This is a genomic window from Micromonospora halophytica (assembly GCF_900090245.1).
GTDB lineage: Bacteria > Actinomycetota > Actinomycetes > Mycobacteriales > Micromonosporaceae > Micromonospora > Micromonospora halophytica.
Map to the genome: position 1 here is coordinate 85739 of NZ_FMDN01000022.1, position 11752 is coordinate 97490.

At 72.2% G+C, this 11752-nt stretch carries 10 protein-coding genes and 1 pseudogene; 1 reads left to right on the forward strand and 10 read right to left on the reverse strand.

Going from position 1 to position 11752, the window contains the following annotated elements:
* Positions 1 to 49 precede the first annotated feature (49 nt).
* From carB to pyrR, 5 genes are read right to left on the reverse strand one after another with little or no spacing between them, the layout of a single operon-like run.
* Positions 50 to 3436 carry a carbamoyl-phosphate synthase large subunit gene (gene carB / locus GA0070560_RS23360; RefSeq protein ID WP_091301468.1) on the reverse strand — a complete coding sequence of 1129 codons (3387 nt, stop codon included), beginning with the start codon at positions 3434 to 3436 and terminating at the stop codon, positions 50 to 52.
* The gene (gene carA / locus GA0070560_RS23365; protein WP_091301470.1) at positions 3429 to 4574 is read right to left on the reverse strand and encodes a glutamine-hydrolyzing carbamoyl-phosphate synthase small subunit; all 1146 of its coding nucleotides are present in this window, start codon (positions 4572 to 4574) and stop codon (positions 3429 to 3431) included. Before carA ends, carB begins: the two co-directional genes overlap by 8 nt.
* 59 nt (positions 4575 to 4633) lie before the next feature.
* Entirely contained in the window at positions 4634 to 5911 is a 1278-nt protein-coding gene (locus GA0070560_RS23370; protein WP_091301472.1) for a dihydroorotase, read from the reverse strand.
* Positions 5908 to 6834, reverse strand: a complete 927-nt coding sequence (locus GA0070560_RS23375) for an aspartate carbamoyltransferase catalytic subunit (RefSeq protein ID WP_091301474.1) — start codon at positions 6832 to 6834, stop codon at positions 5908 to 5910. The genes GA0070560_RS23370 and GA0070560_RS23375 overlap by 4 nt, the downstream gene beginning before the upstream one ends.
* 55 nt (positions 6835 to 6889) lie before the next feature.
* The gene (gene pyrR, locus GA0070560_RS23380; RefSeq protein WP_091301476.1) at positions 6890 to 7471 is read right to left on the reverse strand and encodes a bifunctional pyr operon transcriptional regulator/uracil phosphoribosyltransferase PyrR; all 582 of its coding nucleotides are present in this window, start codon (positions 7469 to 7471) and stop codon (positions 6890 to 6892) included.
* Positions 7472 to 7762: 291 nt separating this feature from the next.
* Between pyrR and bldD the strand changes: the two genes are divergently transcribed.
* Complete coding sequence (gene bldD, locus GA0070560_RS23385; RefSeq protein ID WP_013285505.1) at positions 7763 to 8251, forward strand: transcriptional regulator BldD; 489 nt, start codon at positions 7763 to 7765, stop codon at positions 8249 to 8251.
* 86 nt (positions 8252 to 8337) lie between these two features.
* On the opposite strand, the gene nusB is transcribed toward bldD, so the two are convergent.
* From nusB to GA0070560_RS28360, 5 genes and pseudogenes are all read right to left on the reverse strand, one after another.
* On the reverse strand, positions 8338 to 8748 hold the full coding sequence (gene nusB, locus GA0070560_RS23390) for a transcription antitermination factor NusB (protein WP_170839547.1): 411 nt from the start codon (positions 8746 to 8748) through the stop codon (positions 8338 to 8340).
* Between the two features lie 23 nt (positions 8749 to 8771).
* On the reverse strand, positions 8772 to 9329 hold the full coding sequence (gene efp / locus GA0070560_RS23395) for an elongation factor P (RefSeq protein ID WP_091301478.1): 558 nt from the start codon (positions 9327 to 9329) through the stop codon (positions 8772 to 8774).
* A 161-nt stretch (positions 9330 to 9490) separates the two neighbouring features.
* Positions 9491 to 9931: a type II 3-dehydroquinate dehydratase gene (gene aroQ / locus GA0070560_RS23400; protein WP_091301480.1), complete on the reverse strand. Its 441-nt coding sequence runs from the start codon at positions 9929 to 9931 to the stop codon at positions 9491 to 9493.
* Positions 9928 to 11004 carry a 3-dehydroquinate synthase gene (gene aroB, locus GA0070560_RS23405; protein WP_091301482.1) on the reverse strand — a complete coding sequence of 359 codons (1077 nt, stop codon included), beginning with the start codon at positions 11002 to 11004 and terminating at the stop codon, positions 9928 to 9930. The genes aroQ and aroB overlap by 4 nt, the downstream gene beginning before the upstream one ends.
* A 443-nt stretch (positions 11005 to 11447) precedes the next feature.
* Positions 11448 to 11752: pseudogene (locus GA0070560_RS28360) on the reverse strand (IS5/IS1182 family transposase); the annotation flags it as partial.

Sequence of the window (11752 nt, forward strand, 5' to 3'; positions counted from 1 at the left end):
ATCTCCGGCCGCACCGCCGTCCTCATGATCGACGTGACCGGACCGGCGGTCACTCGCCGGCTCGCAGGGCGGCGTGGAGCTCCTGCAACGGGCGCACGCGCATGTCACCGCGAATCCGGGCCTCGATGCCCATCACCGCGGCGGCGGCGCCGGGGACGGTGGTGATGCAGGGGATGTCGGCCGTGACGGCGGCGCTGCGGATCTCGTAGCCGTCCGTGCGGGCGCTCGCGCCGGAGCCCTGCGGGGTGTTCACCACCAGGGCCACGTCGCCGCCGAGGATCATCGACACCGCGTCCTCGCCCTCTCCCGACTCGTAGTGCTTGCGGATCTGCTCACAGGCGATCCCGTGCCGGCGCAGCACCTCCGCCGTGCCGGTGGTGGCGACGATCTCGAAGCCCAGGTCGGCCAGACGCTTGATCGGGAAGATCATGCCCCGCTTGTCCCGGTTGGCCACCGAGACGAAGATCCGGCCGCCGGTCGGCAGCGAACCGTACGCGGCCGACTGCGACTTGGCGAAGGCGTGCCCGAAGTTGGTGTCGATGCCCATCACCTCACCGGTGGACTTCATCTCCGGGCCGAGCAGCGAGTCGACACCCTTGCCGGACGGGGTGCGGAACCGCTTGAACGGCAGCACCGCCTCCTTCACCGCGATCGGGGCGTCGGCCGGCATCGCCCCACCGTCTCCGGTGGGCGGCAGCATCCCCTCGGCGCGCAACTCGGCGATGGTGGCGCCGAGCGCGATCCGGGCCGCCGCCTTGGCCAGCGGCACCGCCGTGGCCTTGGAGACGAACGGGACGGTACGGGAGGCACGCGGGTTGGCCTCCAGCACGTACAGCATGTCGTCCTTGAGGGCGTACTGGACGTTGAGCAGCCCGCGCACGCCGACGCCCTTCGCGATCGCCTCGGTGTAACGGCGGACCTGGGCCAGGTGCGAGCCGGCCAGGGTGATCGGCGGCAGCGCGCACGACGAGTCGCCGGAGTGGATGCCGGCCTCCTCGATGTGCTCCATCACACCGCCGAGGTAGACCTCGCCGTCGGCGTCGCAGAGCGCGTCCACGTCGATCTCGATGGCGTCGTCCAGGAACCGGTCGACCAGCACCGGGTGGTCCGGGGAGATGTCGGTGGCCCGCCCGATGTAGTCGCGCAGCGTGGCGTTGTCGTAGACGATCTCCATGCCCCGCCCGCCGAGCACGTACGACGGCCGGACCAGCACCGGGTACCCGATCTCGTCGGCGATCGCCTTCGCCTCGTCGTACGAGGTGGCCATGCCGTGCGCCGGGGCCCGCAGCCCGGCCCGGGCGAGCACCGCGCCGAACGCGCCCCGCTCCTCGGCCAGGTGGATCGACTCCGGCGAGGTGCCGACCACCGGCACCCCGACGTCCTTGAGCCGCTGCGCCAGGCCCAGCGGCGTCTGCCCGCCGAGCTGCACGATCACCCCGACCACGCCCGGACCGCCGGCCGCCCGGCCCGACGAGTCCTCGGCGTGCCAGACCTCCAGCACGTCCTCGAAGGTCAGCGGCTCGAAGTAGAGCCGGTCCGCGGTGTCGTAGTCGGTGGAGACGGTCTCCGGGTTGCAGTTGACCATCACGGTCTCGTAGCCGGCGCCTCCGGCACCGGACGCAGCGGCTGCGCCGAGCGGCGCGCTGCGCAGCGCCTGAACCGCGTGCACGCAGGAGTAGTCGAACTCGATGCCCTGGCCGATCCGGTTCGGCCCGGAGCCCAGGATGAGCACCTTCGGCCGGGCCGACGGCACGACCTCGGTCTCGGAGTCGTAGGTGGAGTAGTGGTACGGCGTGGTCGCCTCGAACTCGGCGGCGCAGGTGTCCACCGTCTTGTAGACCGGCCGGACGCCGAGCCGGTGCCGCAGGGTACGTACGCCGTCCTCGGCGGCCAGCTCGGGACGGAGCGCGGCGAGCTGCCGATCGGACAGGCCGGCCCGCTTGGCCCGGCGCAGCAGGTCGGCGTCGAGCACCGAGGCGTCCACGATCTCGGCGCGCAGTTCGACCAGCGCGGCGATCTGGTCCAGGAACCACGGGTCGATCCCGCCGGAGGCCGCGGCCACCTCGGCGACGGAGGCGCCCAGCCGCAGCGCCCGCTCGACGGTGTACAGCCGGCCGTCGTGCGGCATCCGAAGCGCGGCGAGGGTGTTCTCCTTCGTCGCGCCGGCCGGGTCGGGCTGGGTCCAGAACCCGGTCGCCTTCGTCTCCAACGAGCGCATCGCCTTGTTGAGCGCCTCGGTGAAATTGCGCCCGAGGCTCATCGCCTCGCCGACGGACTTCATCGTGGTGGTCAGCTCCGGGTCGGCGCCGGGGAACTTCTCGAACGCGAACCGGGGGATCTTCACCACCACGTAGTCCAGGGTCGGCTCGAACGCCGCCGGGGTCTTCAGGGTGATGTCGTTGGGGATCTCGTCCAGGGTGTAGCCGATGGCCAGCTTGGCGGCGATCTTGGCGATCGGGAAGCCGGTCGCCTTGGAGGCCAGCGCCGACGAGCGGGACACCCGGGGGTTCATCTCGATGACGACGATCCGGCCGTCGGCCGGGTTGACCGCGAACTGGATGTTGCAGCCGCCGGTGTCCACCCCGACCTCGCGCAGCACGGCGATGCCCAGGTCGCGCAGGCCTTGGTACTCCCGGTCGGTGAGGGTCATCGCCGGGGCGACGGTCACGCTGTCGCCGGTGTGCACGCCCATCGGGTCGACGTTCTCGATCGAGCAGACCACCACCACGTTGTCGTGGCGGTCGCGCATCAGCTCGAGCTCGTACTCCTTCCAGCCGAGCACGCTCTCCTCGATGAGCACCTCGTGCACCGGGCTGGCGGCCAGGCCGGCGCCGGCGATGCGGGCCAGGTCCTCGTCGGTGTGCGCCATCCCGGAGCCCAGGCCGCCCATGGTGAACGACGGGCGGATGACCACCGGCAGGCCCAGCTCGGCCACGGTCGCCTCGACCTCGGCCATGGAGTGGCAGACCCGCGAGCGCGGCACCAGCGCGGTGGGGTCGGCGATGCCGATCCGGGCGCCGGCCCTGGCGACGATGTCCTTGAACAGCTGCCGGTCCTCGCCGCGGTGGATCGCCTCGATGTTCGCGCCGATCAGCTCCACGCCGTACTTGTCGAGCACGCCCGCCTCGTGCAGGGCGACCGCGGTGTTCAGCGCGGTCTGCCCGCCGAGGGTCGGCAGCAGCGCGTCGGGACGCTCCTTGGCGATGACCAGCTCGACGAACTCCGGGGTGATCGGCTCGACGTACGTGGCGTCGGCGAACTCCGGGTCCGTCATGATCGTCGCCGGGTTGGAGTTGACCAGGCTGACCCGGATCCCCTCGGCGCGCAGCACCCGGCACGCCTGGGTGCCGGAGTAGTCGAACTCGCAGGCCTGCCCGATGACGATCGGCCCGGAGCCGATGACCAGGATGTGCTTGAGGTCGGTGCGTTTAGGCATTCTTTCCGCCTTCGATGAGCTCGGCGAAGCGGTCGAAGAGGTAGTCCGCGTCGTGCGGGCCGGCCGCCGCCTCCGGGTGGTACTGGACGGTGAAGGCGGGCACGTCCCTGGCCCGCAGCCCCTCGACCACGTTGTCATTGAGGCAGACGTGCGACACCTGGACGCCGCCGAACTCGGTCTCGATCACCTGGTCGGGGACGACCGCGCCGGCCCCGACCCCGGGAACCTCGACCGCGAAGCCGTGGTTGTGGCTGGTCACCTCGACCTTGCCGGTGGCCCGGTCGAGCACCGGCTGGTTGATGCCGCGGTGGCCGTAGCCGAGCTTGTAGGTGCCGAAGCCGAGCGCCCGGCCGAGGATCTGGCTGCCGAAGCAGATGCCGAACAGCGGGATCCTGCGGCTGAGCACGTCGCGGGCGAGCGCGACCGGCCCGTCGGCGGTGGCCGGGTCGCCCGGGCCGGGCGAGAAGAAGACCGCGTCCGCGCCGGCGGCGAGCAGGTCGTCGATGGTCGAGCCGGCGGGCAGGACGTGGGTGGTGACCCCGCGCACGGCGAGCCGGCGCGGGACGTTGCGCTTGATGCCCAGGTCCAGCGCGGCGACGGTGAACCGGTGCGGGCCCTCCGCCTCGACGACGTACGGCTTGTCGGTGGTCACCTCGGCGGAGAGGTCCGCGCCCACCATCTGCGGGGACTGGCGAACCCGGGCCAGCAGGGCCCGCAGGTCGTCGTCGACGCTGGAGATGCCGACCCGCATCGCGCCCCGCTCGCGCAGGTGCCGGGTCAGCGCCCGGGTGTCCACGCCGCTGATGCCGACCACGCCCTCGGCGGCGAGCCGGTCCTCGAGCCCGCCGGTGGCGCGCCAGTTGGAGCCGATCCGGGCCGGGTCGCGCACCACGTACCCGGCGACCCAGATCCGGCCGGACTCGTCGTCCTCGCCGTTGACGCCGGTGTTGCCGATGTGCGGCGCGGTCTGCACCACCACCTGCCGGTGGTAGGAGGGGTCGGTCAGGGTCTCCTGGTAGCCGGTCATGCCGGTGTTGAAGACCGCCTCGCCGAAGCTCTCCCCGACGCTGCCGTACGCCTCGCCGTGGAACGTGCGCCCGTCCTCCAGCACGAGGATCGCGGATCTACGCTTCGCCATCTACCGTACCCGCCTCTCGTTCGCGACTGCGGGACTCCGCTCCGCTGCATTCCTCGCGCTCACTTGACAGCCTTTCCGTCCAGGACCGTCGGCTCGCCGCGCAGGAAGGTCGCCACGATGCGACCCGGCAGCGTCATGCGGGCGTACGGGGTGTTGCGACTGCGGCTGGCCAGGTCCGCGGGCTCGATCACCCGGCGGGCGGCCGGGTCGACCAGGGTGAGGTTGGCCGGCACGCCGGGCGCCGGGTCGACGCCGTGGGAGTCGAGGCCGGCGATCCGGGCCGGGGTGCGGGACATCCGCTCGGCGATCAGGTCCCACTCGGGGCCGAGCACGTCGAGGGCGATGGAGAGCGCCGTCTCCAGGCCGAGCATGCCCGGCCGGGCGTACGCCCACTCGCACTCCTTGTCCTCCACGGCGTGCGGGGCGTGGTCGGTGGCGACGATGTCGATGACGCCCTCGGCCAGCGCGGCGCGCAGCGCGGCGATGTCGGTGTCGGTGCGCAGCGGCGGGTTGACCTTGTAGACCGGGTCGTAGGTCTCGGCCTTGGCGTCGGTGAGCAGCAGGTGGTGCGGGGTGACCTCGGCGGTGACCCGGACGCCGCGCGCCTTGGCCTGGCGCAGCACCTCGACGCTGCCGGCGGTGGAGACGTGGCAGACGTGCAGCCGGCTGCCGACGTGCTCGGCCAGCAGCACGTCCCGGGCGATGATCGCCTCCTCGGCGACCGCCGGCCAGCCGGTCAGCCCGAGCCGGGTGGAGACCTCACCCTCGTGCATCTGCGCGCCCTCGGTGAGCCGGGGCTCCTCGGCGTGCTGGGCGATGATGCCGTCGAACGCCTTGACGTACTCCAGGGCCCGGCGCATCAGCTTCGGGTCGGCGACGCAGTGCCCGTCGTCGGAGAAGATCCGGACCCGGGCCGCCGAGTCGGCCATCGCGCCCAGCTCGGCCAGCCGCTCGCCGGCCAGGCCGACGGTGACCGCGCCGATCGGCTGCACGTCGACCAGCCCGGCCTCCCGGCCGAGGCGCCAGACCTGCTCGACCACGCCGGCGGTGTCCGCGACCGGGGAGGTGTTCGCCATCGCGCAGACGGCGGTGTAGCCGCCGAGCGCCGCCGCACGGGAGCCGGACTCGACGGTCTCGGCGTCCTCCCGGCCGGGCTCGCGCAGATGGGTGTGCAGGTCGACCAGGCCGGGCAGGGCGACCAGCCCGGTGCCGTCGATCACGCCTGCGTCCGGCGCGGTGAGCCCGGAACCGGTCTCGGCGACGACGCCGTCGCGGATCAGCAGGTCGGTCGGCGCGGCGCCGACGACGCTCACGTTCCTGATCAGGTACGGGGTCACAGGTTGTTCCCTCCGAGCAGCAGGTAGAGGACGGCCATCCGCACGGAGACCCCGTTGGCGACCTGTTCGACGATGGTGGAGCGGGGTGAGTCGGCGACCTCGGGCGTGATCTCCATGCCCCGGTTCATCGGGCCGGGGTGCATGACGATCGCGTGCTCGGGCAGCCGACGCATGCGCGGGCCGTCGAGCCCGAAGCGGCGCGAGTACTCGCGGGCGGAGGGGAAGTAGGAGTCGTTCATCCGCTCCCGCTGCACCCGCAGCATCATCACCACGTCCACGTCGGGAAGAACGGCGTCGAGGTCGTAGGAGACGGCGGTGCCGGGGGCGAGCGCGGCCGAGATGTCCATCGGGATGAGGGTGGGCGGGCCGACCAGGGTGACCTTCGCCCCGAGGGTGGAGAGCAGCAGCACGTTGGAGCGGGCCACCCGGGAGTGCAGCACGTCCCCGACGATCGCCACGTGCAGGCCGGCCAGCCGGCCCAGCCGGGAGCGCATGGTGTACGCGTCGAGCAGCGCCTGGGTCGGGTGCTCGTGGGTGCCGTCGCCGGCGTTGACCACCGACCCGTCCACCCAGTTGGCCAGCCGGTGCGGGGCGCCGGAGGCGGGGTGCCGGACGACCACCGCGTCGGCCCCCATCGCCTGCAGGGTCAGCGCGGTGTCCTTCAGGCTCTCGCCCTTGGTCACGCTGGAGCCCTTGGCCGAGAAGTTGATCACGTCGGCGCTGAGCCGCTTGGCGGCGGCCTCGAAGGAGATCCGGGTCCGGGTGGAGTCCTCGTAGAAGAGGTTGACCACGGTCCGGCCGCGCAGCGCGGGGAGCTTCTTGACCTCCCGGCCGGCGACGGTGGCCATCTCGGCGGCGGTGTCGAGGATCTGGGTGGCGGTGGCCAGGTCCGGGTCGGCCCCGGAGAGCAGGTGGCGGATCACTGGGCCTGCCTTTCGTTCGCGGCTGCGGGGCCCCGCCGCGCGGCACTCCTCGCGCTCACGGGGCTCCCCCGAAGAGCTTGACCTCGTCGGCGCCGTCGGTCTCGGCGAGGGTGACCTTCACGCTCTCGGCCAGCGAGGTGGGGATGTTCTTGCCGACGTAGTCGGCGCGGATCGGCAGCTGGCGGTGCCCCCGGTCGACCAGGACGGCGAGCTGCACCGAGGCGGGGCGGCCCACGTCGTTCAGGGCGTCGAGGGCGGCCCGCACGGTACGGCCGGAGAAGAGCACGTCGTCGACGAGGACGACCCGCTTGCCGTCGATGCCGCCCGGCGGGAGCTGGGTGGGGCCGATCGCGCGGGTGGCGTGTCGGCGCAGGTCGTCGCGGTAGAGGGTGATGTCGAGCACCCCGACCGGGACGTCGACGTCCTCGAAGGTGCTGATCCGGGCGGCGAGCCGCTTCGCCAACGGGGCGCCCCGGGTGGGAATGCCGAGCAGCACGGTGTCGGCGGCGCCCTGGGTCTTCTCCAGGATCTGGTGGGCGATCCGGTCGACGACGCGCTGGACGTCGGCGCTGGCGAGGATCACCTTCACCGAGGGTTGTCGCTGTGGCGACGCTGGGGCAGCCGGTGGGCAGGCCACGGCGGACCTCCTTCCCCGCCTCACGGGACGGGTCGTTAAAGGACGTCTGGCACCACCGGTGCGGATCGCGGGCGAGCCACGCCGGGGCTTCACGCCACGTTACCAGCGGTCACCGGACCGACCGCCGGCACCCACTGATCCCCGGATCAGGGCGGCCAAATGGGGACAACTCCACACGGGCTCGCCAACGGTAAGGTCACGAGCACTTGACCACATGTCGCAATCCCCGTACCGTCACGCTCCGTAGCGATCGCTGGGAGAACCCCAAAGCACAGCACTGGGAGTGTCCGAATGCCCTCTGAATACGCCAAGTCGCTGGGCGCCCGCCTGCGCTCCATCCGCCAGCAGCAGGGCCTGTCCCTGCAGGGTGTGGAGGAGAAGTCGAACGGGCGGTGGAAGGCCGTGGTGGTCGGCTCGTACGAGCGCGGCGACCGGGCCGTCACCGTGTCCCGCCTGGCGGAGCTGGCCGACTTCTACCGCGTTCCCGTCTCGGAGCTGTTGCCCGACGGCAGCGGGGTGCGCCACGAGCCCACCAGCAAGATCGTGCTGGACCTGGAGCGGCTCTACGACGAGGCCTCCGAGGACCTCGCCTACGTCGCCCGGTACGCCCGCGCCATCCAGCAGCAGCGTGGTGACTACAACGGCCGGGTGCTCTCCATCCGCGCCGACGACCTGCGCGCCCTGGCGATCGTCTACGACGCCTCGCCGTCCGGCCTGATCGAGCGACTCACCGAGCACGGTGTGCTGGTCGCCGACCCGCGGGCGTTCTTCGCGTCCTGAGCTGTCGCACCGAGAAGGGCCCGTGCCGGTCGGCACGGGCCCTTCTCGTCGTCGGTGCCGCGGTGGGACCCACCCGTCGCCGCCGGTCAGCGGGTGGTGTACTCGGCGATCCGGCCCAGCACGCCGTTGAGGAAGCGCGGCGAGTCGTCGGTCGACATCTGCCGGGCCAGCTCGACCGCCTCACTGATCGCCACCGCGTCGTCGATCTCGTCGACGTAGAGCAGCTCGTAGACGGCGATCCGGGCGAGGTTGCGGTCGACCACCGGCATCCGGTCCAGCGTCCAGCCCTCGGCGTAGCTGGCGATCACCTCGTCGATCCGGTCGAGGTGCGCGGCCACCCCCTCGACCAGGCTGACCGCGTACCCCAGGTGCTCCGGCCGTGGCTTCTCGATCCGCTCGACGTAGCCGGCGAGCACCTCGACCGGGGGCCGGTCCCGCAGGTCGGCCTCGAAGAGCACGTCCAGCGCCCGCTTACGCGCCTTGCGGCGCGACGGCATCTGCTGCTTGGGACCCTCGGCCATCAGGCTCGGCCGAGGTAACGGCCGTCGCGGGTGTCGACCTTGATCTTCTCGCCGGTGGTGATGAAGAGCGGCACCTGCACGGTCGCGCCGGTCTCCACGGTGGCCGGCTTGTTACCGCCGGTCGAGCGGTCGCCCTGCAGGCCCGGCTCGGTGTAGGTGATCTCCAGCACGACGGAGGTGGGCAGCTCGATGTAGAGCGGCACGTCCTCGTGCGTGGCGACGGTGGCCTCGGCCTCGGGGAGGAGGTAGTTGGCCGCCTCGCCGACGGTGCCGCCGGGGACGGTGATCTGGTCGAACGTCTCCAGGTCCATGAAGACGTAGTCCTCGCCGTCGGCGTAGAGGTACTGCATGGTGCGCTTGTCGACGGTCGCGGTGTCGACCTTGGTGCCCGCGTTGAAGGTCTTGTCGACCACCTTGCCGGACAGCACGTTCTTCAGGGTGGTCCGCACGAAGGCGCCACCCTTACCGGGCTTGACGTGCTGGAACTCGACGACGGACCAGAGCTCCCCGTCGAGGTTGAGTACCAGGCCGTTCTTCAGGTCGTTGGTGGAGGCCATTTCCTGCCTTGATCGTCAAGTGGCGGACAGACCCGGGAAGTCTACTCGCTGCGTCGAACCGGCGACCCCCGCCTGTCGGAGGCGGACCGCCGTCCCACGCTCCGGTCACCCCCGGACGGGCGACGAGCGTCACAGCCGGTGACGTACGACGCCGACGCCGGTCACCCGGAGCGGGTGGCCAGGTGCCGCAGCGCCAGGCGGTAGCCGTCCACACCGAGGCCGCAGATCACCCCGGTCGCCACGGCGGAGACCACCGAGTGGTGCCGGAACTCCTCCCGGGCGTGGATGTTGGAGATGTGCACCTCGACCAGCGGGCCGCGCAGCAGGGCGCAGGCGTCGCGCACCGCGATCGAGTAGTGCGACCAGGCGGCCGGGTTGAGCACCACCGCCGCGCCCTCGTCGGCCGCCTCGTGCAACCAGCCGATCAGCTCGTGCTCGGCGTCGGTCTGCCGCACCGTCACGTCCAGCCCCAGCTCCCGGCCGGTGGCCACGCAGAGGGCCACCAGGCCGGCGTAGCTGGTCACGCCGTACACGTCGACCTGACGGGTGCCCAGCCGGCCCAGGTTGGGCCCGTTGAGCACGTACACCCTCGGCGCGCTCACCGGCTGATCTCCCGGTACGCCGCGTACAGCAGGTCGTCGTCCGGGCCCTCCAGCATCGCCGGCCGGGCCAGGCCGTCCAGCACCACGAACCGCAGCCGGCTGCCCCGGGTCTTCTTGTCCACCCGCATCGCGGCCAGCAGCTGCGGCCAGGCGTCGGCCGAATAGCTGGTGGGCAGGCCGAGCGCGGCCAGCACGGTGCGGTGCCGCTCGGCGGTGGCCGCGTCGAGCCGCCCCGCCAGCCGGGCCAGGGCGCCGGCGTAGACGGTGCCGACCGCGACGGCGTGCCCGTGCCGCCAGCGGTAGTCCTCCACCTTCTCGATGGCGTGCGCCAGGGTGTGCCCGTAGTTGAGCACCTCCCGCACCCCGGACTCGCGCAGGTCCCCGGAGACCACGTCGGCCTTGACCCGGATCGCCCGTTCGATCAGCTCGCGCACCACCGGCCCGCCCGGATCGGTCGCGGCGGACGGGTCGGCCTCCACCAGGTCGAGGATGACCGGGTCGGCGATGAAGCCGCACTTGACCACCTCGGCCAGCCCGGCGGCCAGGTCGGCCGGGGGCAGGCTGTCCAGCGTGGCCAGGTCGGCCAGCACCCCGACCGGCGGGTGGAAGGCGCCGACCAGGTTCTTGCCGGCGGCGGTGTTCACGCCGGTCTTGCCACCCACCGCGGCGTCGACCATGCCCAGCAGCGAGGTCGCCACCGGCACCCAGCGCACCCCGCGCAGCCAGCAGGCCGCCACGTAGCCGGCCAGGTCGGTGACCGCGCCACCGCCGACACCCACCACCGCGTCGGTACGGGTGAAGCCCGCCGCGCCGAGGCGGTCCCAGCAGTCGGCGGCCACCTCGAACCGCTTGCCCGCCTCGGCGTCGGGCAGCTCCACGGTCAGCGGGGTCGCGCCGGCCGCGCCGAGCTGCTCGGCGAGCGCGTCGGCCAGCTCCTTGAGCGGGGGCGCGTGCAGCACCGCCACCCGGGTCGCGCCGGGCAGCAGCCCGGGCAGCTCGTCCAGCAGGTCGCGTCCCACCAGCACGTCGTACGGCCGCTCGCCGCCGACCGGGATCCGGGTCACCTCGTCCATCGCCCGGGAGCCTAGTCCAGCGCGGACGTCGAAACGGCCGGCTGTCCACCTGGTGGCGCGTCGGCCCGCCCCGGATCCGTGAGCCGACGGCAATCCGGACGTTTGGCCCTGCGGGGCGCGGGCAGGGGCGAACGGGACAGCCCATTGTCGGTGGCCGCACACGCCACCCTGGCCCAGCTGATGTACGCCGGCCTGGTCGACGCCGCCGCGCCGGGGGCGCAGCTGCGGGTGGCGGCCACCCTGATGTACTACGTCGGCGACCTCGTCGAGATCCTGCTCGCCCTGGCCCTGCTGGTGACCTGGCGTCCGAGCCCGGCCCGAACCACCCCCGTCACCCACCGACGACCCGCCCCGGCCCCCGCCCGGCCGCCGTCCCCCGCACGCAATTTCACGGATGTAGTGGCTATCGGCGGCCGGATGGCCACTAGGCCGTGTCTCCTGGATCATGGCTTGGGGCGATCGGGTTTCGCGCGTAGCCAGATGAGGATGTCGGCGATCTGCACGGTGGCGCGGTAGCGACAGGCGAGCTTGTCGTATCTGGTGGCCACGGCGCGGAACTGCTTGCGCCGGTTCATCAGCCGTTCGATGGTGTTGCGCTGCCGGTAACGCTGTGGGCGGAAGGTGGGTGGGCGGCCACCGCGTGACCCTTTCCGGGTCCGGTTGGCTTTCTGGTCGTCTTTCTCCGGGATGTCGTGCGGGATGCGTCGGGCCCGCAGCGCGCGGCGGTTGCCGCGTGAGCTGTAGGCCT